Origin of the sequence: Halopseudomonas oceani, assembly GCF_963677335.1 — a bacterium.
Taxonomy (GTDB): Bacteria; Pseudomonadota; Gammaproteobacteria; order Pseudomonadales; family Pseudomonadaceae; genus Halopseudomonas; species Halopseudomonas oceani.
Genome location: NZ_OY781932.1, coordinates 2,794,427 through 2,817,969, shown reverse-complemented (window position 1 = coordinate 2,817,969; position 23,543 = coordinate 2,794,427). Strand labels below are relative to the sequence as shown.

Annotated in this window: 24 protein-coding genes; 11 read left to right on the top strand and 13 right to left on the bottom strand. The window is 57.4% G+C overall.

Annotation, left to right across the window (positions count from 1 at the left end; translation table 11 throughout):
- Window positions 1-118 precede the first annotated feature (118 nt).
- The 11 genes from fadD1 (at window position 119) to ACKPCU_RS13155 (ending at window position 12,911) form a co-directional block, all read left to right on the top strand.
- A complete protein-coding gene (gene fadD1 / locus ACKPCU_RS13205; RefSeq protein ID WP_321347339.1) occupies window positions 119-1,807 on the top strand; it encodes a long-chain-fatty-acid--CoA ligase FadD1 in 1,689 nt (562 codons plus the stop codon).
- A gap of 83 nt (window positions 1,808-1,890) precedes the next feature.
- Window positions 1,891-5,790 (top strand): ATP-dependent RNA helicase HrpA, encoded by a 3,900-nt coding sequence (gene hrpA / locus ACKPCU_RS13200; protein ID WP_321347337.1) that lies wholly within the window; start codon window positions 1,891-1,893, stop codon window positions 5,788-5,790.
- A 22-nt stretch (window positions 5,791-5,812) separates the two neighbouring features.
- Complete coding sequence (locus ACKPCU_RS13195; RefSeq protein ID WP_321347335.1) at window positions 5,813-6,811, top strand: alpha/beta fold hydrolase; 999 nt, start codon at window positions 5,813-5,815, stop codon at window positions 6,809-6,811.
- Window positions 6,796-7,917 carry a beta-ketoacyl-ACP synthase III gene (locus ACKPCU_RS13190; RefSeq protein ID WP_321347334.1) on the top strand — a complete coding sequence of 374 codons (1,122 nt, stop codon included), beginning with the start codon at window positions 6,796-6,798 and terminating at the stop codon, window positions 7,915-7,917. The genes ACKPCU_RS13195 and ACKPCU_RS13190 overlap by 16 nt, the downstream gene beginning before the upstream one ends.
- Window positions 7,918-7,922: 5 nt before the next feature.
- Entirely contained in the window at window positions 7,923-8,528 is a 606-nt protein-coding gene (locus ACKPCU_RS13185; protein ID WP_104739544.1) for an RNA polymerase sigma factor, read from the top strand.
- Window positions 8,522-8,755: an anti-sigma factor family protein gene (locus tag ACKPCU_RS13180; RefSeq protein WP_321347332.1), complete on the top strand. Its 234-nt coding sequence runs from the start codon at window positions 8,522-8,524 to the stop codon at window positions 8,753-8,755. Before ACKPCU_RS13185 ends, ACKPCU_RS13180 begins: the two co-directional genes overlap by 7 nt.
- Before the next feature lie 140 nt (window positions 8,756-8,895).
- Entirely contained in the window at window positions 8,896-9,132 is a 237-nt protein-coding gene (locus tag ACKPCU_RS13175) for an HvfA family oxazolone/thioamide-modified RiPP metallophore (RefSeq protein WP_104739542.1), read from the top strand.
- Between the two features lie 3 nt (window positions 9,133-9,135).
- A complete protein-coding gene (locus ACKPCU_RS13170) occupies window positions 9,136-9,972 on the top strand; it encodes an HvfB family MNIO-type RiPP peptide maturase (RefSeq protein ID WP_321347329.1) in 837 nt (278 codons plus the stop codon).
- Complete coding sequence (locus ACKPCU_RS13165) at window positions 9,969-10,724, top strand: HvfC family RiPP maturation protein (protein WP_321347328.1); 756 nt, start codon at window positions 9,969-9,971, stop codon at window positions 10,722-10,724. Before ACKPCU_RS13170 ends, ACKPCU_RS13165 begins: the two co-directional genes overlap by 4 nt.
- A 262-nt stretch (window positions 10,725-10,986) precedes the next feature.
- On the top strand, window positions 10,987-12,036 hold the full coding sequence (locus ACKPCU_RS13160) for a porin (protein WP_321347326.1): 1,050 nt from the start codon (window positions 10,987-10,989) through the stop codon (window positions 12,034-12,036).
- Between the two features lie 167 nt (window positions 12,037-12,203).
- Window positions 12,204-12,911, top strand: a complete 708-nt coding sequence (locus ACKPCU_RS13155; RefSeq protein WP_104739538.1) for a DUF2057 family protein — start codon at window positions 12,204-12,206, stop codon at window positions 12,909-12,911.
- A 188-nt stretch (window positions 12,912-13,099) separates the two neighbouring features.
- Here ACKPCU_RS13155 and ACKPCU_RS13150 read toward each other — a convergent pair whose 3' ends face one another.
- The 13 genes from ACKPCU_RS13150 to ada all read right to left on the bottom strand — a co-directional run bounded on the left by ACKPCU_RS13150 (window position 13,100) and on the right by ada (window position 23,457).
- The gene (locus ACKPCU_RS13150; protein ID WP_321347325.1) at window positions 13,100-14,296 is read right to left on the bottom strand and encodes a serine hydrolase domain-containing protein; all 1,197 of its coding nucleotides are present in this window, start codon (window positions 14,294-14,296) and stop codon (window positions 13,100-13,102) included.
- Between the two features lie 164 nt (window positions 14,297-14,460).
- The gene (locus ACKPCU_RS13145; protein ID WP_321347322.1) at window positions 14,461-15,366 is read right to left on the bottom strand and encodes a YihY/virulence factor BrkB family protein; all 906 of its coding nucleotides are present in this window, start codon (window positions 15,364-15,366) and stop codon (window positions 14,461-14,463) included.
- Window positions 15,367-16,021: 655 nt separating this feature from the next.
- On the bottom strand, window positions 16,022-16,516 hold the full coding sequence (locus ACKPCU_RS13140; RefSeq protein ID WP_321347321.1) for a hypothetical protein: 495 nt from the start codon (window positions 16,514-16,516) through the stop codon (window positions 16,022-16,024).
- Window positions 16,517-16,610: 94 nt separating this feature from the next.
- The gene (locus ACKPCU_RS13135; RefSeq protein ID WP_321347320.1) at window positions 16,611-16,937 is read right to left on the bottom strand and encodes a hypothetical protein; all 327 of its coding nucleotides are present in this window, start codon (window positions 16,935-16,937) and stop codon (window positions 16,611-16,613) included.
- A 68-nt stretch (window positions 16,938-17,005) separates the two neighbouring features.
- Window positions 17,006-17,365, bottom strand: a complete 360-nt coding sequence (locus ACKPCU_RS13130; protein ID WP_321347318.1) for a hypothetical protein — start codon at window positions 17,363-17,365, stop codon at window positions 17,006-17,008.
- 81 nt (window positions 17,366-17,446) lie between these two features.
- Window positions 17,447-17,806: a phosphopantetheine-binding protein gene (locus ACKPCU_RS13125; protein ID WP_321347316.1), complete on the bottom strand. Its 360-nt coding sequence runs from the start codon at window positions 17,804-17,806 to the stop codon at window positions 17,447-17,449.
- Window positions 17,807-17,908: 102 nt separating this feature from the next.
- Window positions 17,909-18,367: a DUF2251 domain-containing protein gene (locus tag ACKPCU_RS13120; RefSeq protein ID WP_321347314.1), complete on the bottom strand. Its 459-nt coding sequence runs from the start codon at window positions 18,365-18,367 to the stop codon at window positions 17,909-17,911.
- 20 nt (window positions 18,368-18,387) lie between these two features.
- A complete protein-coding gene (locus ACKPCU_RS13115; protein WP_321347312.1) occupies window positions 18,388-18,789 on the bottom strand; it encodes a hypothetical protein in 402 nt (133 codons plus the stop codon).
- 87 nt (window positions 18,790-18,876) lie between these two features.
- Entirely contained in the window at window positions 18,877-19,119 is a 243-nt protein-coding gene (locus ACKPCU_RS13110) for a hypothetical protein (RefSeq protein WP_321347310.1), read from the bottom strand.
- Between the two features lie 105 nt (window positions 19,120-19,224).
- Entirely contained in the window at window positions 19,225-19,659 is a 435-nt protein-coding gene (locus tag ACKPCU_RS13105) for a hypothetical protein (RefSeq protein ID WP_104739532.1), read from the bottom strand.
- Window positions 19,660-19,750: 91 nt separating this feature from the next.
- Window positions 19,751-20,812 (bottom strand): suppressor of fused domain protein, encoded by a 1,062-nt coding sequence (locus tag ACKPCU_RS13100; protein WP_321347307.1) that lies wholly within the window; start codon window positions 20,810-20,812, stop codon window positions 19,751-19,753.
- Between the two features lie 673 nt (window positions 20,813-21,485).
- Window positions 21,486-22,397: a DNA-3-methyladenine glycosylase 2 gene (locus ACKPCU_RS13095; protein ID WP_321347305.1), complete on the bottom strand. Its 912-nt coding sequence runs from the start codon at window positions 22,395-22,397 to the stop codon at window positions 21,486-21,488.
- Window positions 22,390-23,457 (bottom strand): bifunctional DNA-binding transcriptional regulator/O6-methylguanine-DNA methyltransferase Ada, encoded by a 1,068-nt coding sequence (gene ada, locus ACKPCU_RS13090; protein WP_321347303.1) that lies wholly within the window; start codon window positions 23,455-23,457, stop codon window positions 22,390-22,392. The genes ACKPCU_RS13095 and ada overlap by 8 nt, the downstream gene beginning before the upstream one ends.
- Between the last annotated feature and the right edge of the window lie 86 nt (window positions 23,458-23,543).

The following is a 23,543-nucleotide window of genomic DNA, read 5'->3' as shown; positions in this document are numbered from 1 at the left end:
TCATTTCGACGCTCGGCGAGGCGTCAGATGAGCGTCATGAAAAGAGTGCTTTAAGCACCTAAAGACACACCGAACATACTATAAGACTGCAGCGATACCAGTTCAGGAGCGGGCCTATATGCTTGAAAATTTCTGGAAAGACAAATATCCAGCGGGTGTTTCCTCCGAGATCGATCCCGACCAGTACCCCAACGTTCTCGCCGTCCTCAAAGACTCCTGCCAGCGCTTCGCAAACAAGCCTGCCTTTACCAACCTTGGTAAAACCCTGACTTACGGTGACCTTTACACCCTCTCAGGTCACTTTGCTGCCTACCTGCAAAAACACAGTGGCCTGCAGCCGGGCGACCGCATCGCTATTCAGATGCCAAACGTACTGCAGTACCCGATTGCTGTATTCGGCGCCATGCGCGCTGGCTATGTTGTGGTCAACACCAACCCGCTGTACACACCGCGGGAAATGGAGCACCAGTTCAATGACTCCGGCGCCAAGGCGCTGGTATGCCTGGCCAACATGGCCTACATGGCGGAAGAAGTGGTGCCGAAAACCGGCGTTAAGCATGTCATCGTCACCGAGCTGGGCGACATGCTGCCACCGCTCAAGCGTCTGCTGATCAATGCGGCGGTCAAGTACATCAAGAAGATGGTGCCGTCCTACAACATTCCGGGCATGGTTCGCTTCAATGACGCCATGGCCAAAGGCCGCAGCCTGAGCCTGACTGAAGCTAATCCGGCTGGTGGTGATGTTGCCGTGCTGCAGTACACCGGCGGCACCACCGGGGTTGCCAAGGGGGCGATGTTGACCCACCGCAACCTGGTCGCCAACATGCTGCAGGCCAAGGCGCTGATGGGCTCGAACATGGTGGACGGCGAAGAGATCGTCATTTGCCCGCTGCCGCTGTATCACATCTATGCGTTTACCTTCCATTGCATGGCAATGATGGTCAGTGGTAACCACAACGTACTGATCACCAACCCGCGGGACATCCCTTCGTTTGTGAAGGAGCTGTCCAAGTTCCGGTTTTCCGGTTTCGTTGGGCTTAACACCTTGTTCGTTGCTCTCTGTAACGATGCCGCATTCCGCGCTCTGGATTTCAGCAACTTCAAGGTCACCCTGTCTGGCGGTATGGCGCTGCAGCTGGCTACCGCCGAGCGCTGGAAGCAGGTTACCGGCTGTGATATCTGCGAAGGTTTTGGCATGACCGAAACCAGCCCGGTTGCCACCGTAAACCCGATCAGCAACATTCAGCTGGGCACCATTGGTATTCCGGTACCATCCACGCTGTGCAAGGTCATTGATGAAGACGGCAACGAACTGCCGCTGGGCGAACGTGGCGAGCTGTGCGTCAAGGGTCCGCAGGTGATGAAGGGCTACTGGCAGCGTCAGGATGCGACCGATGAAATTCTGGACGCCGAAGGCTGGCTGAAAACCGGTGACATCGCGATCATTCAGGAAGACGGTTACCTGCGCATTGTGGACCGCAAGAAAGACATGATTCTGGTCTCCGGTTTCAACGTGTACCCGAACGAGCTGGAAGACGTCATGGCGACCCTGCCGGGCGTGGTGCAGTGTGCTGCCATCGGTGTGCCGGACGAGAAGTCGGGCGAAGCGATCAAGGTGTTCCTGGTTAAATCCGCAGACTCGACCCTGACCGAGAAAGACGTGATCGCCCATATGCGAAGCAGTCTGACTGCCTACAAGGTGCCGAAGCACGTCGAGTTCCGTGATGCACTGCCGACCACCAACGTCGGCAAGATTCTGCGTCGCGAGCTGCGTGACGAGGAACTGAAGAAACTCGCCAGTCACTAAGCTGCACCCGTCGCTTCGATTTTGCGACAATAGAGCCCCGCCCGGCATCGCCGGGCGGGGTTTTTTAATGCCAAGGATCAACCATGTCAGCCAAGCACTTCAATGCGCCCGATTTCTCCCAGGTCATGGCCAGCGACCGTCATCGCCTGCTGCAGCAGTTTCAGCGCCTGCCCAAGGACGATCAGGGCAAGGCTGCAGCAACCTGGCTGGCGCGTTTTGAGGCTTCAAGCGAGCGAGTCAATGAGCGCACCCGGCTGATCCCGAAAATCATCTATCCCGATGCACTGCCGATTGCCGACAAGCGCGAGCAGATCAAGGCGGCCATCGCTGAAAATCAGGTCGTGGTGATCGCCGGTGAAACCGGCTCGGGTAAAACCACCCAGTTGCCGAAAATCTGTCTGGAACTGGGACGCGGCACCCACGGTTTGATTGGTCATACGCAGCCGCGGCGACTGGCGGCGCGCAGCGTGGCATCGCGTATTGCCGAAGAGTTGAATACGCCGCTGGGTGAGCTGGTGGGCTATCAGGTGCGCTTTACCGATCAGACCTCCGAGCGCTCGCTGATCAAGCTGATGACCGACGGCATTCTGCTGGCCGAAACCCAGAATGACCGTTACCTCAACCGCTATGACACCCTGATCATCGACGAGGCGCATGAGCGCAGCCTCAACATCGATTTTCTGCTGGGCTACCTCAAGACCATCCTGGCCAAGCGGCCTGATCTGAAAGTAATCATCACCTCGGCGACTATTGATCTGGAGCGCTTCTCGGCCCATTTCGACAATGCGCCGGTGATTGAAGTGTCCGGTCGTACCTACCCGGTGGATGTCTGGTATCGGCCGCTCAGCGCCGAACGGGACGAAGAGGGCAACACGGTCGAGGAAGACCTGAGTATCGATCAGGGTATCGTTGCCGCGCTGACCGAGATTCAGCAATTCGAGCGTAGTCAGGGTAAGGCGCCGGGGGATGTGCTGGTATTTCTGCCGGGCGAGCGAGAGATTCGCGATACCGCCGAGTACCTGCGCAAGGCCAACCTGAAACACACCGAGATTCTGCCGTTGTACGCGCGCCTGTCGGCCGCTGAGCAACAGAAGATATTTTCCTCCCACGCCGGGCGGCGTGTGGTGCTGGCAACCAACGTGGCGGAAACCTCGCTGACGGTGCCGGGCATCGTCTATGTGATTGACCCGGGCGAGGCGCGCATCAGCCGCTACAGCCCGCGCTCCAAGGTGCAGCGGCTGCCGGTTGAGGCTGTCTCGCAGGCCAGTGCCAACCAGCGCAAGGGTCGATGCGGCCGGGTCGCGCCCGGTATCTGTGTGCGGCTGTTCAGCGAGGAGGACTTCCTCGGTCGCCCGGATTTTACCGACCCGGAGATTCGCCGTACCAATCTGGCGTCGGTGATCCTGCAGATGCTGCATCTGCGCCTTGGCCGCATTGAGGATTTCCCGTTTATCGAGCCGCCGGACGGCCGGGCCATCAGCGACGGTTTTACCTTGCTGCAGGAGCTGGGTGCGGTCGACCGCAGCGGTGCGATGACCGACATTGGACGCCAGCTGGCGCGCCTGCCGGTCGATCCGCGGATTGGTCGCATGTTGCTGGAAGGGGCTCGTCAGGGCTGTCTGGCCGAACTGGCAGTGATTGCCAGCGCGCTGGCGGTGCAGGATCCGCGTGAGCGTCCGCTGGAAAAACAGCAGGCAGCCGATCAGGCCCATGCCCAGTGGAACGAGGAGGGCTCCGATTTTGCCGCCTTCCTGAATCTGTGGAACGGCTTTGAGGCCCAGCGTCAGGCACTGACCCAAAGCCAGCTGCGCAGTTGGTGCCGACGCAATTTCCTGAATTATCTGCGCCTGCGTGAGTGGCGCGAAACCCACCGGCAGATTCGTCTCACCTGCCGCGACATGGGGCTGGAAGAAAACAAGCAGCCGGCTTCCGGCGAGCCTGTGCACAAGGCACTGCTTGCAGGCCTGCTCAGTCACCTGGGCAACAAGACGGAAGAGGGCGATTATCTCGGCGCACGGCAACGCCGCTTCCTGCTGCATCCGTCCTCGGGCCTTGCAAAGAAGAAGCCGGCCTGGGTGATGGTCGCCGAGCTGACTGAAACCCGCCGTCTGTATGGTCGGCTGGCGGCAAAGATTGATCCGGTGTGGGTCGAGCCGCTGGCGGCGCACCTGGTCAAGACCAGCCACAGTGAACCGCACTGGGAGAAAAAGCGCGGTCAGGTCGTGGCCTTTGAGCAGGTCTCCCTGTACGGCTTGATCATCGTGCCAAAGCGCAAGGTGCACTTCGGCCCGATTGATCCGGTTGTCGCGCGCGAACTGTTTATTCGCCAGGCGCTGGTGGCGGGCGAATGGCACGGCAGGGCGGCCTTCAACAAGGCCAACCAGCAGTTGCTCAGCCAGCTGGATGAACTGGAAGCCAAGGCACGCAAGCGCGATATCGTGGTGGACGAGGAAACGCTGTACCGCTTCTTTGATCAGCGCATCCCCGAGAACATCTACCAGCTGGCGAGTTTCGAGCGCTGGCTCAAGCGCAGCAGCGAGACCGATCCCAAGCTGCTGCACATGACCCGCGACGACCTGCTGCAGCGCGAGGCCAATGATGTCAGCGCCGATCTGTACCCGGATCTGCTGCGTTGGGAGAGTGTGGCTTTGCCGCTCAGCTATCACTTCGAGCCGGGCCATCCGGCAGACGGCGTGACGGTGCGTATTCCTGCCTCGCTGCTGCGTCGTATCGACCCGCAGCGGCTCGACTGGCTGGTGCCAGGGCTGTTGTTCGACAAGTGCGTGGCGCTGGTACGTGGTTTGCCAAAGGCGATTCGCAAGAATTTTGTGCCGGTGCCGGACTTTGTGCGCGCCGCGCTGGAGCGCATGCCGTTTGCCGACGGTAGCCTGACCCAGGCGCTGGGCCGCGAGCTGACGCGGATGACCGGCGTACGGCTGGACGACGACGCCTGGACCGATGTTGAGTTGGAAGACCATCTGCGCATGCGTATCGAGGTGGTCGACGCAGAAGGCAAGCCGATTTGCGCCGGCCGTGATTACAGCGCCCTGTGCGCCCAGATCGACGGCCTGCCGCTGCAAGCTGAAGCACCGGTGGCGGAGCAGACATCCGCTGCCCCAGCGCAAACGCCCGGCACTTATGCGTTGCCGGAAACCCTGGTACGCAAGCAGGCCGGTATTGCGGTCAACTTCCACCCAGCCTGGGTGGAGCAGGGCGAGGAGGTCGTTGAGCAGCTATTTGACGTGCCACAGGTCGCTCTGCGTGAACATCGTCTTGGCGTGCAGCGGTTGCTGCTGCAAAGCCCGCAGCTGAATGAGCAGGCGCGGTATCTGCGCCAGAAGCTGACCACGCTCAAGGATGCCGCCATCTACTATCGCGACCTCGGTACGCAAAAGCAGCTGACGGACGATGTACTGCTGGGCGCAATCGATCGGGTGTTTTTGCCTGCCGGGGCGCCGTTGCCGCGTGATGCCGAAACCCTTGCTGCCCTGATCGAGGCCGGTCGTGGTGATTGGGTGCCTGCCTGTGAACAGCTGGCACAGCAGGTGCTGGCGATCCTCAAGCAATGGCACGGCTTGCGCAAGCGCTTCAAGGGCAAAGTGGATCTGGCCCATGCGCTGGCCATGAACGATGTCCGTGAGCAACTGTCTGAACTGGTCTTCCCGGGCTTTGCCCGCCAGGTGCCGGGCGAATGGCTGAGCCAGTACCCGCGTTACCTCAGTGCGATTGAGCAGCGGCTCGACAAGCTGCCGGGGCAGGTGCCGCGTGATCGCGCCTGGACCGACGAGCTGCAGGGTTTCTGGCAGCAGTACAAGGCGCTGAGCGAGCGTTTCCAGCGCGAAGGCCGCTGGGACCCGAGGCTGGACGAGTGGCGCTGGATGCTGGAGGAATATCGGGTGTCGCTGTTTGCCCAGCAACTGGGTACGCGCATGCCGGTGTCCAGCAAGCGGCTTGCGAAACTGTGGCGGGAAATCACTGCCTGAATGGCAGCCAACGAGCAAGGACGTGAGCGTGGTAACAGAACAGATTCAGGTGTTGAGTGACAACGGTGGGCTACTGCAGCTGCGGTGTCTCGGCAGTGAAAGTACCACAGCGCCAGTCCTACTGCTGTTGCACGGTGCGATGGCTGACAGCCGACTGTATCTGGCAGCCCAGCGCGGTTTGGCTGGTTTTCTGGCCGAGCAGGGCTGTTGCGTCTATGTCGCGGACCTGCGTGGCCACGGTGATAGCCTGCCCGCGCTGGGCGGGCAGCCTCCGATCGAACAGAACGACCTGATTCGGCACGATATTCCGGCGCTGTTGAACGCCTTGCTTGAGCGTCACCCGGCGCAACACCTGTTTGTCCTGAGCCACGGTTGGGGCGGCGTCTGGCTCGCCAGTGCGCTGATCCGCGAGCCGCAGCTGCTTGGCCGGATCAGCGGCCTGGTGCAACTGGCCGTGCGCCGCAGAGCGAAGGCGGGTGGTCGCTGGGTTCGTTTCGCCCGGCGGGCCCTCTGGGGCACCCTGGCTTCACTGATGGGCAGGTTCAAGGGCCGGATCCCGGCCAGCGCCATGGGACTGGGTAGTCAGGATGAAGCCTGCGCAATTCATGCCGCGAATCTGGCCTGGGAGCGCGGCGAATGGCGTGATCTTGACGATGGTTTCGACTATGCTAGCGCCTTGAAGAATCTGGCGTGGCCCCCCAGCCTGTATCTGGCCGGTGATCGCGATCGCGTGTTGGGGCACGTAGAAGACGTCAGACTGTTTGCCCGCGAGCTGGGCAGACATGATGCACAGGTAATCTTGCTGGAAAAGGGCCGGGGTTGCTCACGACACTACGGGCACACCGACCTGCTCACCCATCCGCAGGCAGAGCAGGATCATTTCCCGCTGATTGCCGACTGGCTGGCCCAGCGTCGGCAGGATTCGCACACACAAGAGCTGTTTCCTTGCGGTAACGCACCGGACGTTAAGGACGCAGCGTACATAACACGAGAAGAGGACCGACCGTGCACAAAGTCGTGATCAGCGGAACAGGTTTGTTTACCCCATCCGAGAGCATCAGCAACGAAGAGCTGGTTGCTAGCTACAATGCCTACGTAGAAAAATTCAACACCGAGAATGCTGCCGCAATCGAAGCCGGGACCGTCGAGCCGCTGGCTGGCTCCAGTACCGAGTTCATCGAAAAGGCCTCTGGCATCAAGGCCCGTTACGTCATTAACAAGAGCGGCATCCTGGATGTCGACCGTATGGTTCCCTCCATTCCCGAGCGCAGCGATGACGAGCAGTCGCTGCTGTGCGAAATGGCCGTCAAGGCAGCCCATCAGGCGCTTGAAGCCGCTGGCCGCACTCCGGCTGATATTGATGGCGTGATCGTTGCCTGTTCGAACCTGCCACGAGGCTATCCGGCGTTGTCGATCGAAGTCCAGGAAGCGCTTGGGATCGAAGGCTTTGGCTTCGACATGAACGTTGCCTGCTCCTCTGCCACCTTCGGTATCCAGAACGCAGCCAATACCGTTGCGTTGGGCCAGGCCCGTGCGGTACTGATGGTGAACCCGGAAGTCTGCACCGGCCATATGAGCTTCCGCGACCGTGACAGCCACTTCATCTTTGGTGATGCCTGCACCGCGGTTGTCATCGAGCGCGCTGAGGATGCCGTTTGCGAACATCCGTACGAGATCCTCGGCACCAAGCTGCTGACCAAGTTCTCCAACAACATCCGCAACAACTTCGGCTTCCTCAACCGTTGTGATGAGTCCGGTATTGGCGCGCGCGACAAGCTGTTCATGCAGAACGGCCGCAAGGTGTTCCGCGACGTGTGTCCGATGGTGGCTGACCTGATCGGTGAGCACCTGACCGAGACCGGTCTGGGCGTGACAGACATCAAGCGTTTCTGGCTGCATCAGGCTAACCTGAACATGAACATGCTGATTGCCCGCAAGCTGCTTGGCCGGGACCCGAGCGTCGAAGAAGCACCGGTGGTGCTCGACAAGTACGCCAACACCAGCTCCGCCGGCTCTATCATTGCCTTCCACCAGCATCAGGAAGACTTGCCGGTAGGTAGCCATGGTGTGATTTGCTCCTTCGGTGCCGGTTACTCCATCGGCAGCGTTATCGTTCGCAAGGGCTGATACGCGTGACCGGCGAGCAGGAACTGATTCAGCGCCTGCTCGCCGGCGACCAAAGCGCCTACCGTCAGCTGGTGACCACCTATCAGGGCGCCATGCGAGCGGTGGCGACTGCCATTGTCGGCATCTCCAATAGCGATGAAGTGGTGCAGGAAAGTTGGCTCGCGGTCGTGCGTAATCTCAACGGATTCGCCGGACGCTCAAGCCTCAAGACCTGGCTGCTGACCATTACCGCCAATACCGCCAAATCGCGTCTGCGCAAACACCGTCGTGAAGTCTTGCTTGATGACATCACCGGGCCGCACGGGACCATCGACGATGGCCGCTTTGCCGCTGACGGTCATTGGTCACAGGAGCCGGCACTGTGGCACAGCGACTCTCCGGAAGCCCTGCTCGGCGAACAGGCCTTGCGTGACTGCCTCGAACACACCCTCAACTCACTGTCTGAACTGCAACGCAGTGTCCTGATGCTGCGCGAGCGTCAGGGATTGGAATTGACCGATATCTGTAATCTTCTGGACATCTCGCACTCCAATGTACGGGTGCTGCTGCATCGTGCCCGACTGAGCGTATTTGCGACCCTGGAGCATTTTGAGGTGACCGGCGAATGTTGAGCTGCAAGGGGCTGGTAGGTTTGTCCAGTGACCTGCTGGATGGTGAACTGAGCCTGAAACAACGGCTGGCCGTGCGAGCGCATTTAGCGATGTGTGTGCGCTGTCGCCGCTTTATCCGCCAGCTACGGGTCAGTCAGCGGGTTATTCGCCAACTGCCAGATGCCGATGTGCCCGAACTGGAAGCGCTGCTGCGCGCGATGCAAACCCAGCGTCAGCGGGACGACTGACTCCCTCTCTGTCCCGTTCTCAGGGACAAAAATGCATTATTTCTCCTTGCCGCTGTAACAGGGCCGTTGCGCACTCGTCTAGTATGCAGAGGGTGGCAATGTCGCTGCGCTCGCTTGACCAATAACGCAGGAGAGTACGCATGAACAAGATCAATACTGTCGTAATCACTCTGGGGGCAACTTTGCTGGGTGCCAGTGTCGCAGCGCAGGCAACGGAGAACCCGTTTGCGGTACAGGAACTGCAGAGCGGCTACAGCCTTGCCGACAATCACGGTGCCGACGATATGGAAGGCAAGTGTGGTGAGGGTTCCTGCGGCGACGAAGAGGAGAAGAGTGAGCGCGAAGGCAAATGTGGCGAAGGCACCTGCGGCAGCTGAGCCATGACGGTGTTCAGATCCGGCATTCCATCAGGCACAGGGCTCGGGCTGCGTCGCAGCCTGCTGTCCGAACTGCTGGAGAGTGAGTCTGTCGTCGCTGACTTTCTTGAGTTGGCGCCGGAAAACTGGATCGGAGTCGGCGGGCGGTTGGGGCGCAGGTTGCGCGCCCTGACTGAACGCTACCCGCTGGTCTGCCATGGCTTGTCACTCAACCTGGCGGGCAGCGCGCCCTTGAGTCAGCGTCTGCTTACAGATGTGCGGCGTTTTCTTGATGAGCACAATGTCGCCGCCTACAGCGAACACCTCAGCGCCTGTGGCGATCATGCGCAGCTCTACGATCTGTTACCTGTGCCCTTTACTGATGAGAATGTCATGCGTATTGCCGGGCGCATTCATCAGGTTGAGGATGCGTTGCAACGTCCTTTGATTATCGAGAATGTCTCGGCTTACCTGACGTTGCCGGGGCAGATGAGTGAGGCGGAGTTTGTTTGCGCGGTGCTGGAGGAAGCGGACTGCCAGTTGCTGTTAGACGTCAATAATGCCTACGTAAACAGCGTGAATCTCGGTGGTGATCCGTTTGAGTTTATTCAGGCAATGCCCTCAGAACGTGTTGCCTACCTGCATATGGCGGGTCACTTTGACGCCGAGCCGGGACTGAAGATCGACAGCCACGGCGCGGCGGTGGCTGACCCAGTGTGGCAACTGCTGGAACAGACCTATGGGTTGCACGGCGTGCGGCCTACCTTGCTGGAACGAGACTTCAACATTCCCGCGCTGAGCGAGCTGTTGCCAGAGTTGCAACGAATCCGCGCGCTGCAAACCGGCAGGGTAGCTGCATGAGCACGGTCTTTGAAGCTGTGCAGTTGCGCTTTACCGAACGCGTGCGCCATCGCGCTGATGCGCCGCCACCGGCTGACCTGTCAGAGCAGCGGGTTGCCGTGTATGAGCGCCTGGTACATAACAACATCGCCGGTTTTCTGCGCGGCAGTTTCCCGGTGCTGCACCGGGTGATCCCCCAAGCGCGCTGGGCGCAACTCGCTGCTGAGTTCGTCAGCGGTCACGCCTGCGAGTCTCCGTACTTTCATGAGATCGGTCTGCAGTTCATCCAGTGGCTGCAGAACGGTTATGTCGCGGCGGCCGATGATCCAGCGTTTTTGCTGGAGCTGGCACATTACGAATGGGTCGAGTTGGCGCTGGATATTGCCGAGCAGGAGCCTCCGTCGGAAACGGACTCGGCAATCGAGTTGAATACGCCGTTGATCTGGTCTGACGTCGCCTGGCCGCTGGCCTATCAGTGGCCGGTGCAGCTGATAGGTGAGGGCTACCGGCAATCGGCGCCACCAGCCCAGCCGACGGTGTTGCTGGCCTGGCGTGATCGCGTTGATGCGGTGCGCTTCATGCAGCTGACGCCCTTTGCCTGGCAGTTGGCCTGCGCACTGCGTGATCTGGGCGGCAGCCTGGCCGAGCGTCTGCCTGCATTGGCTGAACGTTGCGGGCTAGCGGAGGATGACGCCCTGCGCGCAGGTAGCCTCAAGCTGGTTCGCGACTGGGCCGAGGCCGGGATTCTCGCCGCAGGCGCTGCCAGCGACTGATCAAGCGGACTTGGAACCGGTCCTCGAAGCACCGCTCGAAGTTGCTTCTATCTCTCTGATTTTCAACCAAAGCTTTTCTTGCCCGCCGAGACGATCAAGCGTCTCGGCGAAAAGTTCCCCTGTCACCGAATGTTCATGTTCGCGCAACTGATCTGAAATATGGCACTGCCAGTATTCCCTCCAACACCGGGCGTCGCCTCAACCGGCGAGCCCAAATGTGTTGTTTCACTGTCAACGCAAAACATAACTGAGGGAAGACTCAATGACTCTGCGCAAGCACTTCGCTGGATTCGCCGTAACCGCACTGGCTGCCGCCATTCCGGCAGTCGCCATGGCCGATGTAAGCATCTACGGCCGCGCCCACGTATCCGTCGATTTTCTGGATGACGGTGCGGACTACTCCGAAACCAACCTGTCCAGCAACTCTTCCCGTCTGGGCTTCAAGGGTGACCACGAGATCAACCCGAACCTGACTGCCTTCTTCCAGATCGAGCAGCAGATCGACTTCGGCACCGACAACGGCAGCTCTTTCAACACCCGCGACACGTTCGTTGGCCTGAAAGGCGGTTTCGGTTCAGCTCGCATGGGCCGTTTCGACAGCCCCTTCAAAGCAGCTCGTGGCCCGGCCAACCTGTTCGGCGACCAAGTCGGCGACATGCGTAACCTGACCCGCGTTGGTAACGCCCGCTTCGACGAGCGTTATGACAATACCCTGGAATACACCACTCCTGACATGAACGGCTTCTTCGCCAAGCTGGGTTACTCCGTTCAGGAAGGCACCGTAAACGAAGACGATACTGACGAAAGCGTAATCAGCGGCTCCCTGAACTACGCCGGCGACGCACTGGAAGCGGCTCTGGCTTACGAGTCTGCTGACGAAGACACCGGCCGCGGCGAGCGTGACGGCATCCGCGCTGCTGCTGCGTTCAAGGTCACTGATGGCTTCAAGCTGGTTGGTTTCTACCAGACTGTTGATTACACCAACCCGGCTGTGACTCAGGCTGTGCAAGACGCACTGACCTCTGACACCTACGGCCTGGGTGGCGAGCTGAAAGTCGGCTCTGCTACTGCCCTGAAAGCCATGTGGATGAGCCGCGATGCTGACGCCGACAACTTCGACAGCGACATGCTGGCTGTAGGCATCGAGCACAAGCTGGACAAGTCTGTCCGCGTATACGCCAACTACGCCATGGTCGATAACGACGAGAACGTTGCTCTGACTCCCTGGAGCCAAGCGCGTACCGCCAACCCGGCCGGCACTGCTGGTGAAGACGCTAGTGGCTTCTCCGTAGGCCTGCGTTACGACTTCTAATCCCGTCATCTGACAGGATTGAAGTACCCCAAAGCCGGACTGTTTGCGAAAACAGTCCGGCTTTGTCATTAAAGTGAAACCCTACAGTCTTAATCTCGTCGCCAGGTGGTCATGAAGTGTGATCACGAACGGATCTCAATGTTCACTTGTGCCAGGAGTTATACCCCATGCGTCAACTGCTCTGTCTCGCCGCCGCCGCGCTGCTGTCCGCTTGCGCCCAGCAGGCTCCCGTAAAACTGTACTCAGGCGCCGAACAGCCTGCTTCGCAGGTCCTGGTTGTTGAAATGCCCAACACCCTTGAGGTCCTGAATATCAACGGCCAGCCGGCGCCGGAAGCCAACCGCATGGTCGGCAACAACCTGCGCAAACTGGAGCTGCAGCCGGGCAAATACCGCATCAATGCGTACTTTGAAAACGGCTACGATGTGGGTGGCGGTCTGAGCCACGAAATCGTTCGTACCCGCAGTGCTACCTTCACCATCGACGGTCAGGCCGGTGAGGTTTGGCGCCTCGAATTCGATGAGCCGAGCAACCTGAAGCAGGCTCAGGAAATGGAAGACAACTTCGAAGGCGTCGCGGTCAACACTCGTACCGGTGAGCGCGTTGCCAGCGAGCCAGGTCCGCGCTATGTCTCTTTGCTGGGTGAAATGTTCGGCTCCGGCACCATGGTTGCCACCCAGGACCACGGCATCGCCCCGATTGGCGCGGCGCCGCAGAATGCCCAGATGCCGATGGCCGTACCGACTCCGTCGCAGGCTGCTGCGCCAGCCCAGACCCTGCCGCATGACGCCTCAACCCTGGCAACCCTGAAGCAAATTTACCTGATGCTGAGCCCGGAAAGCCGTGATGCCTTCCTGGAGTGGGCCGCTCAGTAACCTCGCAATACCCCGTAAGCTTGTGTGCTGCACCTTATTCCCCGCTCATGCGGGGATTTTTTTGTCTGTGTATCTGGCGGAAACGTCTGTGGGCTGGCGCTGCGTAGTAGGGTGGCGTAAGCCAAAGGCGTCTCCACCGAGTCGCTGGCAAAGCAGCGACCAGCGCGGGAACATCGGCTGGACACGCCCTACGGCGTCTCTGCGTCGATGGCTTGCTGTACCTGGCGGTAGAAAGCCAAACGGTCCTTGCTCTGGGTGCCGCCTTGCATGTCGGTAGCTTGCGGCCAGTTACCGTTGGAGGCGATTACCAGCTGGCGCTTGGGATCAATAAAGATGCCCTGACCGAAAATGCCCTGAGCAATGTAGGCTCCGTCATCCAGTGTCCACCATTGATAGCCGTATGCGGCACCGGGGCGGCCAATATCCACCTGCTTGGTTGTGGCCTGCTCAATCCAGCCGTCAGGCAGCACCTGTTCGCCGCCGGCGATACCGCCTGCCAGCATAAACAGGCCAAAGCGGGCGTAGTCCCGGGTGGCGGCCTGAACACAGCAGCCGCTGATTTCATGACCGGTGGAGCCGAGCAGCCAGGTTGCGTCCTGCTGCATGCCAAAGGGCTTCCAGATTTTCTCAGACAGGTATTCCGCCAGCGGTTTGTTGGCAGCGGAGCTGGCGAGCACGCCAATCAGGTTGGTTTCGCCGGTTTTGTACACCCACTTGGTGCCGGGCTCGGCTTCGGCCGGGAGCTGGCGCATGTAGCTCAAGGTCACGTCGACGCCGGGCTCGGCTGTGTGCGAGTTGAAGCGCGCCACGTCGGATTCCGGGTCGGCATAGTCCTCATTCCAGGCGACGCCCGAAGTCATAGTGAGAAGCTGCCGGATGGTCACGTTGTCGTAGGCTGACCCCTTGAGGTCGGGTATATAGTCCGACACCATGTCGTCGATACTTTTGATATAACCATCCTGAATGGCGGCGCCGACCAACGTCGAGGTAAACGACTTGGCGACCGAGAAACTGGTCCAGCGACCTTCTGGACCAAAGTCCAGACCGTACTTCTCCAGTCGCACCTTGCCGTCCTGCACAATGACCAAAGCGGCAGCGTGCTGGGAGGTCATAAAAGCATCCACATCCACGCCGACATCCAGCGGTGTGCCGTTGGGCAGGGGGTAGACATCGCTTCCGGCCTCTATCACCCGTGACTTGCTCAGAATCGGCAGGCGGTCCAATGCCCGAAAGCCGGCGTCGCGCTGTTCGCTGGTCCAGAACAGTACGTTGGTGCTAGTCGGCAGATTCAGCGCCAGTCGGCGCATATCCTGGTCCGCCGTGACCCAGAAAGCGCTGCAGGCGATCGCCAGCACTAGCAGGATCGAGAGAATCCCTTTCTTCATGCGTGTACTCCATCTTTTATTGTTGTAGGCGTAACTTACGGGAGTTGAGAGCAGGTTAGGGGATTGCGCCGGCTGCATAAGCCGGCGTGATTCGGTCGCTATGGGTTGCTAAATGGCGTGCCGCCAAGCACCAAGGGCAATCCTGTGCTGCTGAGGAGGGCGTGTCAGTCCTGTGGCGCCTTGGCAATCAGTTCACGCTGCACGCGCACCGCGGTGCGTTTGGGCCGCACCTGTTTGCCCCGGCCCTCCAGATGCGCGCGGGTAAAGGCGGCACCAAACAACAGGATCATCGAGGAATAGTTCACCCACAACAGCAACAACGCCAGCGAGCCAGCAGCGCCATAAGCCGACGCTGTCGCCGAGTAGGCCAGGTACAGGGCAATCAGGGAGCGGCCAGCAGCGAACAGTATCGCGGTGATGAAGGCGCCCACCAGCACATCGCGCCACGACAGCAGGACATCGGGCAGGATCTTGAACATCGATGCAAACAGCAGGGTAGTCAGCGCCAGTGAGAGGCAAAACTCCATCACCACCATGGCCGGTGCTGGAACGGGCAGCCAGCTGTCGGCAAAGGCCATCACCGCGCTGAAAGCGACAGATAGCGTTAGCGACACCAGCAAAATAAAACCGATCGCCAGAATCAGGGTCAGCGACAGCAGCCGGCTTTTGATCAATAGCCAGATGTTGTTACGCGACGGCCGCGGCGCCACGCCCCAGATCTGGTTCAGCGACTGCTGCATTTTGCCGAACACCGTAGTTGCCCCAACGATGGTGGCCAGAATACCGATCAACGCCGGCCATATGCCGCTCTGATCTATCTGCGAATTGGCCACCGCCGTCTGGATAACACCCGCGGCCTCAGGCCCGATGGTGCCCTCAAGCTGCGCAAACAGCTGACCCTCCACCGCGCTTTCCCCCAACACGAACCCCACCAGCGCCACTACCACAACCAGCACCGGCGCGATGGAAAACACCGTGAAGAACGCCAGAGCAGCGGCATAAATAAAGGCCTGGCTATCAAGCCAGTTCTGCACCGCTGCGCGGAAAATACCGAACCAGTGCTTGATCATAGGGCGCCACTGCCGTGGGTAATGAAAGCCATTGTCGAGAAAGCCTTATGTCGCTGTTGTTGTATGGGTCACGGGCATTGTAGACATGTGCGGCAGGGTGGGGCCAGTGGCAAGGGCGCTAGAAAGCCGACTTTGCGCAGCGCTGCTAGGACATATAGGTTCCGTCCCCGGTAGTTGAACGCATATTTATGTGATCATCTTATAGCCGGGCCTCGGCCGCAGGATGTTACGTGCAACCTACAAAGGTCATTTGGGTCACTTGTAGAAGTAGGTGGCGATTCAGTTTTTACAAATTGAAAGCCTTGGCAGTCAGAAATTGTACAAGTCTGATTAGGTGTATATTGAGGTACACGCAGCACTCTACGTTGTTCTGAACTGTAAACGCGGACCTTAAGATCAATATCATCGGTATTCAGGATAGTAAAAACCCCAAAATCGTATGCGTGCTCGTTATCAATCAGGAGCTCGCCAAGCGATTTTTGAAACTCGTCGCTAATGCCTATGAATATATGGTCATTGATCTTTTCTGTAAGGAAATAAACTCTGTATCTGTTTTCCGCTGTGCACTGGGTAGATAATGCCAATAGACTGACATATACATAAAGGGAAAGTAGCGTTCGCATTTAGAACCTCAAATAACGCCAGTATTTTACGGCTATTGCCATGAGCTCCACAGATTAGTCGCTTTGCTATGTGAAGAAACTCCACGGTAAAGGACTGTTAGATATGGCTCCGACGCCTCAGGGCTTAACATTGAGCCCGCCACGACAGGCACAGCTGGTCCCAGCAGCTTGAATGAGCCAGATGCATATGGCTGGAAGGGCTGAATATATGTAATAGGCTCAGCCATGCCCGTGGCCCAGGCATCTACAACGAGCACATCAACTTTTCCAGTGCTCGTGTTCATCTGATCTTCCCATGCCAAGGCCCATGCAGATGCGGACGATTGTTGCTGGACAACAAACTCTTTGCCTTGCGCAATTGCTTGCTCCTGTGTTTTAGCTTCGAAACGGGCCAGCTTTCGCTCCTCTCCAATTTCTACAATAGCCAAAGGAACGAGTAGATCACCTTGCGGTAGATCTGAAACACTCCATGCTGAGTGCGCAAGAACAAAACCGGCGAGAAGACTTGCTGGTTCAGATATGGCCACGATTTCTCCTTGCCGTATGACGCGAAGCTAACCAGCGCCCTGACAAGGGCGTCTGGTGGATGGCCGAAGGCCCGTGACAAATTTGATGGTCTTGTTAAATTAGGCCTAAGATGCCGGCTGTTGCCATTCCGCAAGCAAGCAAGACGAATGCAACAATAACGACTAACAGCCCAAGCACTCCACGCTGCCAACCTTTGAGGTTATTCCACCATTCTTCCATCTCTGAGAATGGACGGTTTACTGTTATTTCGAGCAAGCCCACAAGTCCAATAGCAACAGGAGTGCCTAACGCAATTAGCGCGAATGAATTCGGTGAGTAGCCTTGGCGTTGCAACCACAAAACAAACCAAAACACAGCGACCAAAGCTGCGGTTCCCAGGGCAAGCTTCTTAAACCCATTTTTTCGTATTGATGCGTCCATGCTCTCTCCTTGAACTTTAAAGCCTTTGTTAAGTCGTGTCGTGAAGCGGCGGCGGCTTTGATGAACTGTTAGGCGGGGTCATTGTTTTGGCTTTCGCTAGGTTTCCAGCTATCAGCGGTTTTGTACCAAACGTAGATACCCAATATGGTCCCTATCGGGATACCGAACAGCCAAAATGTACCGATAACTCTCGAAATGATTTTCCCGGATTTTGCCCCGTTTTTAGCGCCTTTAGCCGCGTACCAGTGCAATGCTGAAAACGGAAGTAATCCGATGCCAACGACGCCGATGGCTGCGTCTTCGCCATCACCGAAAGCAAGACGAATACCTATTAAAGCCATGATTACAGCAAAGCTTGTGAATGCGATAAAGAATAGTCTATGTAGTCTATAAAGACCCGGGTTTAAAATTTCGGAATCAGTTTGCATTCTACTTCCTTATATTTGTTGTCTACCGTCTGGTTGAGCGGGCGTTATCCCGTCCCTGCGAACGACTTAAACCAATTTTTATTATGTGTTGGAGCACTCCGACGTTACAATCTCTTGCAACATCTCGATGGTGAGATTGTGCGGCAAATCTGTAACGTCAGATGAGTTTGTTTTTTGCTCTATAAGATGATCTGGAATCTCAATATTTAAATCCTCCTCAATTGTCATTATTATTTCGACAATATCCAATGCATCACCTGCGATGGCCTGCTCTGAAAATGCGGATTTAATGGCCAAGTCTTTTGCTGGTATTCCAATAATGCTGGATGTTGCGTTCAGTACAGAGGTCTCTGCCGTAGAGCACGAATTTTGTGCTGAATAAGCAGGGAGTGTGGAAAACAGAAATGTCGCTAAACTTATTGTTTTGTAAGGTGACTTCATTTTACCTCCCATGCATAACGTACGCAGCACGCGCGGCTTTGGAATGAAGGCGGAGCCGCAATGGGAAAGCCGTCGCCACCACTGCGACTGTTAAGCGCTGACTCAGAATAGTGACAGAACATCATCGCTCCATTCATGGCTATATTTTGTCCAGTTTTTATCAGGCGGTGGAAAGTTCGTACGGCAATATCCTCTTTTAGCTTCGAAGTCGAAAGCGGCGTGTGGATAATCGTTTATCAATAAAAGCGCTTTATTGCCATCACCCGACCATACTATTTGCACTTCCGACGGCAAATGCTTATCTGTCACGTTTGTGACGTTGTAAATATGGAGGGCGTCGAGTATTGGATTCCCTTCTCGGCTTATGTCTAAACCATATAAATAACCTGTGTCCCCATCATCTTCGAATACAACCATAAAGCTATTCCTTGGCGACCCGCTTTCTAGAACGGTCTCAGTGCCGACAGTGAATTTGGTTTCGGCATATATCATTGCCTCATCTGCCATAGTAGAAGGGTTCCATGAAAGCGTGAAAATGATTAGTAGATGCTTGATGTTCATGCTTGCGCTTAACGTTGAAATTATATGGATCTATAGTCAAATTTTCCATTAGATAGTTTTTCCAGTTTTCTAGCTAATGAATGAGAGATAATCATCTCACTAAACCCCGAATCTGAATTACAGCCTGGCGCCTGGATCTGGATACTGGTTCCAATAAATGCTCTTACTTTAGATAGTTTCAAATCGTCTAGGTTAAGAATAATGGAAAAACTGGGTAAGAATGATCTGATTGCTAGCTGCCGCTCATTGACTATTAATGTAACGTGATGATCATGACCATTAATAGACACATGCCCCCGTGTTTTTCTTCCCTCATCCGCATTTGCCTGAGTCCTACTTTTGAAACCACGCGAGGCAATAATGGTGGCTAAAAAAATTGAAGCACCTGCAATCAGCGGCGCTATCAGAGAGAATCTGTCCATATTTTGTCCGTATAACGCCGCCAGCACGCGCGATTTTGTAGTGAAGGCAAAGCCGCAACGGAAAATACGTCGCCGTGCCTGGCCTTGTTATGCATTGCTGCTAGCACCCACTTCTGAGTTACGAGGAATGTCTTTCAGTAGATAAAGGGTTAGCAAGTAAACTAAAGCGACTGGTGGAATGAAAGAAACTACAAACCCAATAATTGACAACGCTTTGGGGTACTTTGATTTTCTTTGGGCTAACTGGTTTGAAAAATATGTAACACTGGAAACCCAGCCCGCGATAAAAAGCAGTATTAAGTGGCCATATTGAGTCAGATTGATATTCATTTTTGCTTTCCCTGCTTACTGTTCCCGATCAGATATATGCATAACGCCCAAAGCAGCGGCGCGCGTTAGCGCGTCCAGCCCGCAGGGCGATGCTGCCTTTGTTTGTTATGTGTTTTTTTGATTTTGAACATAGCTAATAGCCTTTGTGCCGAGCGGAAAATGCAGCTTGCCCCAAGTGAAAACTGTGGACCACTCATCTGCTGACGGAGCCTGAAGCAGTGCTTTTACTGGTGAACCGCGCCTACTAATCACTTTGACGCGATAAACTCCAGAAAGGACGCCATTTACTGCTGTTTCGTACTCTGAAATTCGGGTTGATTCAGTACAAGGAAACCACTCGCCCCAGAAAGACTCAAACTGCAAATGAAGCTCATCGTCATTTTGGAGGTTTAGATAAACATCAAAATCTAGACCATTTTGCTTTTTGATGTTCATCGCTAGTTCCACATACTGAGGGCTTGTCTCAATCTCCATTTCGAGATGAGGGTGTGCCGCCTTTATCCGCTCAAAAGTTTCTCTTGCTATCTCAAAAGTGCTCATTTCTCTATGGACACATAACGTCAGCCATGAGCCGCGGCTGCAAAGCAGCCGTCGCGCTCCATGGCTTTGTTAGGCCTCATCTTTTCTCAAACTATCCGATCGTCTCGACCACTGTGCCGCTGTGGTCCTTAATGTGTGTTTTCTTGACGTGCAGCACTATTCCATTGAAGGCCCGCAAGCCGTAGATTCCCTCGCGTTGCTTAAGCACCGACTGGAGTTCGTCTAGAACGTTCGTCTGAATTTCAAGCCGAAGCGTATTACCGTCGATCGAGTACTTGTTATTAGCTCCAGAAGCGAACACGACCTTGCACTCGCCCCCAATGAGGGAAAACTCCTTGCCGAACGGCAATCGGTACGGAAGCAAGCCGAGAATCTCCTTGACTTGGCGCGCTCCAAGGGAGATCTGCATTTCAGGCTTCCTCAGTAGGCGCTTATTCTCTCTCCAGGCAAGCTGATCAACAAAGACGTAGCCAGTGTTCGAGCCCTCTGCGGCGGCGCCGGCAGCAAGCTTCTCCTGTACATCTTTCTTTTCCAGAAGCGAGCCGCGCTCCAGATCGGTCAGCAGGAGTGGCAAATGCTCCTTGAATACTTCCAGCACCTTCAAAGTTTTCCACTGCTTCACCGCGAGCTCTTCATCTTCCGTGATCCCAACGACCTGCAAGAACTCGACATGCCCGTTCGGCGTTTCGATGGGGGGCAGCTCTGGATCATGAGTGAAGACAACTGAGCGAATAAGCGTCTCCGATTCCGAAGCAATCGGACCGTTGGAGTTCAGGTAGTCCCCGTTGGCGAAGACGTTACCGGTGTTGAAGACGTATCGCGCAAGGTTTTGAAGGAAACTGAGAGTCCAGCCCGGCGGCTCCTCGGCCGCTGCGTCCGTCTTGAGCCGCATCGTGAGCTCGAACCCCCAGCCACTAACGTCTTTGTTCTCGGACTGCTTCTCGTAGAGTTCGCTAAAGCCGTAGGTTATGAAGTGCCAGTGTGGCACCGGGTCGAGACGCTTGTAGGCGCTTATCCCCCTGATCGGGTCGGGACCGCCAAGCTCGTAGCTGATGAGCGTGCCATAGTGCTTAGGCTCCTGACCTGCGTAGCGAGGAGCTAACGCCTTATCGATGGCTTCCCAGCCTGGCGACTGAAGGTCATCTAGTTCCATCCGTTCCCCCATGAATCGATGTGTCTTTTTGGCCGTCGGCAACCTGGCAGGCCGTTGATGATGATGCCTAACGCCCTAATAACCGGCAGCCGAAGCGCAGCGTAGGCTGTCCGGCGCGCGCCTTTTGCGCGCGAAGTTCATTAGCTTGTTATGTGTTTTGGCGCGAGACCGCTTTGTAGGCAACAAGCTTGGTTTCCCCATCTGAGAAAGTCTGATGCTGACATGTGACGCTTTGCCCTGGAGAAAACTCCCAGATTTCTTCATCTGGCACGTCTTCAGAATCAGCGATTGTGTATGTCCCATTACTATTCTTTGAAGCATTTACTGGCCGCCACACAAGGGTGCCTTCATCCAGTAGCTTTACGTAGATCGTATCCATACTCGCTTAGAACACATAACAGTGATTAGACCGCACGCAGCACTAATGCATAACCGCGCGTTCGAGATAACTCGGCGCGTCGGTCGCTTATGTTTGGGGCTTTCTTGAATGAAATCATGCGGTTATCACCTTCCTTGGTGGTTCGAGCGTATTCGCGCGATGGCGAGATTATATAAATACGTTACTACCCTTCGGTGCGGTAGAGCCGGGGTGCGCTTGAGTAACTGCCGTTCCTGGCATGGTTTTGCCTAATCAATACACCATTTTGCTGGCCGGGCGCTACTGGTTAGCGGCTTAGTAGTCTTTGGCTTGGGCATCGGTTGGCATGGCCCAGAGGTGGGCGGCGACCAGGGCTTTCCAGGAGCCGAACTGGGCGAGCCATTGTTGGGTAAAGGCTTGGTCCGGTGCTTCGGGCAGGTTGAGCAGTGCGCCGAGGCGTTTGCGCACGACGACGTCGCCGTGCATGGAGCCGTCGAGTACGCCGTAGCCGCGCAGCAGGATATAGCTCTGGGTCCAGGGGCCGATGCCTTTGATGCTGGCGAGGCCTTCGGCAATGGCTGCGGCGGGGGACGGGGTGGTGGCGGCCCAGGTATCCAATGGCAGCTGGTTGCTTTCTACTGCCTCGGCCAAACGTATCAGGGTGGCGGCTTTGCTGGCGGACAGGCCGCAGCTGCGCAGCTCGTCTGGTGATGCGCCCAGCAGCGCGCTGGGTCGGGGATGGCAATGCATGCCGTTGGCCAGTGGCGTACCCAGTGCGCGAATGACGCGGCGGCGTACGGATATGGCGGCTTCGACGCTGATCATCTGGCCGATGACCGCCCAGCAGGCGGCTTCAAACGGGCTGGCGCTTTGCGGCATGCGCAGGCCGGGTGTTTGCTTGAGTAGCCGGGCGATCTCGGGGTGCGCGCCGTGGGCAATGCGCAGGCCGTCGATATCCTGATTGAGGCCTAGCAGGTTGCGCAGGTAATGCAGGAGCGCAGTGGTGTCAGGTTCTGCAATCGACAGTTGGGCCAGCACGCTGCCGGGTTCGCTGAAATCCAGTTGCAGCAGGGTGGGGTGACCTTGCCAGTCCAGGGCCTTTTCGATGCGCTGGCCTGTTGTGCGTTCTGACACCTGTTCGCGGTCACGGGCGTAGAAACGCAGCACATCGGTATGACGATAGTCTGCGGGTAGGGTGAGGCGCAGTGTGGTGCCGGCTTCAGTCATCCTTTGGTCTCTGTGCCTCACGTTGCAGGAGCGCGCGCTTGCGTTCTACGCCCCAGCGATAACCAGACAGACTACCGTCGCTGCGGACAATACGGTGGCAGGGCACGACGATAGCCAGCGGGTTGGCAGCGCAGGCGCCGGCTACCGCCCGTGCGGCGCTGGGCGAGCCCATGGCCTCGGCCAGCTCGGAGTAGCTTTGGGTCTGGCCGGGCGGGATGGCTTGCAGCGCCTGCCAGACGCGCCGTTGAAAGGCGGTGCCGCGAATGTCCAGCGGTAGCTGCTGCGCCTGATGTGGTGACTCGATCAGCGCGACCACGGCACTAAGCTGGTCGCCAAGGCCCGTATCGGGCGTGCACTGGGCTTTCGGAAAGCGTGCCCGCAGATCGGCTTCCAGCAGGGTGTCATCATCGCCTAGCAGGATGGAGCAGATGCCCTGTGCGCTGCGGGCGACCAGCACGCGGCCGAGCGGGCAGGGGCCGATGGCAAAACCGATCTGCTGCTTGCAGCCGCCCTGACGATAATCCGCCGCAGGCATGCCGAGTTCACCGGGGGCTTCAGCGTAGAAGTGGCTGGTCGAGCCAAACCCCGCGGCGAAAGCGGCGTCTGTTGCTGTCGGGGCGTCGGCAAGCTGTTGCTGCAGACGTTTTTGCCGCACGGCGCGGGCGTACTCTTTGGGGGTTAAGCCGGTCTCTCTGCGGAACTCGCGTTGCAGGTGCCAGCGGCTGAGCCCGGCTGCTTCGGCCAGTTGCTGCAAGGTTGGCGCCTGCTCGGCCTGCTCAATCAGGCGGCAGAGGCGGGTAATGCGCGCCTGCCGTTCGGCATGCGGGTCATCATCCGGTTTGCAGCGCAGGCAGGGGCGAAAGCCCGCTGCACGGGCCTCGCTGGTGTTGTCGAAGAAACGCAGGTTTTCGGCGCGTGCGTGACGGGACGGACAGCTTGGGCGGCAATACACGCCTGTGGTGATGACGGCATAAATGAAGGTGCCGTCCGCAGCGGCGTCACGCGCCAGGATCTGCTGCCAACGCTGCCGGTTCAGGTGCTCAGGAGTTGTCTGGGTCATTGCCGTGTCTCGCCGAGGTGTCTGCTATCGATGTTGCCTGCGGCAGATTGGGGCTGCATCCGGTATCTTGCTACTGAATCGGCAGC

Excerpts from the sequence above, each read along its gene's own strand:
- fadD1 (WP_321347339.1), top strand. The coding sequence starts at position 119 with ATGCTTGAAAATTTCTGGAAAGACAAATATCCAGCGGGTGTTTCCTCC.
- hrpA (WP_321347337.1), top strand. The coding sequence starts at position 1,891 with ATGTCAGCCAAGCACTTCAATGCGCCCGATTTCTCCCAGGTCATGGCC.
- ACKPCU_RS13180 (WP_321347332.1), top strand. The coding sequence starts at position 8,522 with ATGTTGAGCTGCAAGGGGCTGGTAGGTTTGTCCAGTGACCTGCTGGAT.
- ACKPCU_RS13175 (WP_104739542.1), top strand. The coding sequence starts at position 8,896 with ATGAACAAGATCAATACTGTCGTAATCACTCTGGGGGCAACTTTGCTG.
- ACKPCU_RS13170 (WP_321347329.1), top strand. The coding sequence starts at position 9,136 with ATGACGGTGTTCAGATCCGGCATTCCATCAGGCACAGGGCTCGGGCTG.
- ACKPCU_RS13165 (WP_321347328.1), top strand. The coding sequence starts at position 9,969 with ATGAGCACGGTCTTTGAAGCTGTGCAGTTGCGCTTTACCGAACGCGTG.
- ACKPCU_RS13160 (WP_321347326.1), top strand. The coding sequence starts at position 10,987 with ATGACTCTGCGCAAGCACTTCGCTGGATTCGCCGTAACCGCACTGGCT.
- ACKPCU_RS13155 (WP_104739538.1), top strand. The coding sequence starts at position 12,204 with ATGCGTCAACTGCTCTGTCTCGCCGCCGCCGCGCTGCTGTCCGCTTGC.
- ACKPCU_RS13150 (WP_321347325.1), bottom strand. The coding sequence starts at position 14,296 with ATGAAGAAAGGGATTCTCTCGATCCTGCTAGTGCTGGCGATCGCCTGC.
- ACKPCU_RS13145 (WP_321347322.1), bottom strand. The coding sequence starts at position 15,366 with ATGATCAAGCACTGGTTCGGTATTTTCCGCGCAGCGGTGCAGAACTGG.
- ACKPCU_RS13135 (WP_321347320.1), bottom strand. The coding sequence starts at position 16,937 with ATGGACGCATCAATACGAAAAAATGGGTTTAAGAAGCTTGCCCTGGGA.
- ACKPCU_RS13130 (WP_321347318.1), bottom strand. The coding sequence starts at position 17,365 with ATGCAAACTGATTCCGAAATTTTAAACCCGGGTCTTTATAGACTACAT.
- ACKPCU_RS13125 (WP_321347316.1), bottom strand. The coding sequence starts at position 17,806 with ATGAAGTCACCTTACAAAACAATAAGTTTAGCGACATTTCTGTTTTCC.
- ACKPCU_RS13120 (WP_321347314.1), bottom strand. The coding sequence starts at position 18,367 with ATGAACATCAAGCATCTACTAATCATTTTCACGCTTTCATGGAACCCT.
- ACKPCU_RS13115 (WP_321347312.1), bottom strand. The coding sequence starts at position 18,789 with ATGGACAGATTCTCTCTGATAGCGCCGCTGATTGCAGGTGCTTCAATT.
- ACKPCU_RS13110 (WP_321347310.1), bottom strand. The coding sequence starts at position 19,119 with ATGAATATCAATCTGACTCAATATGGCCACTTAATACTGCTTTTTATC.
- ACKPCU_RS13105 (WP_104739532.1), bottom strand. The coding sequence starts at position 19,659 with ATGAGCACTTTTGAGATAGCAAGAGAAACTTTTGAGCGGATAAAGGCG.
- ACKPCU_RS13100 (WP_321347307.1), bottom strand. The coding sequence starts at position 20,812 with ATGGAACTAGATGACCTTCAGTCGCCAGGCTGGGAAGCCATCGATAAG.
- ACKPCU_RS13095 (WP_321347305.1), bottom strand. The coding sequence starts at position 22,397 with ATGACTGAAGCCGGCACCACACTGCGCCTCACCCTACCCGCAGACTAT.
- ada (WP_321347303.1), bottom strand. The coding sequence starts at position 23,457 with ATGACCCAGACAACTCCTGAGCACCTGAACCGGCAGCGTTGGCAGCAG.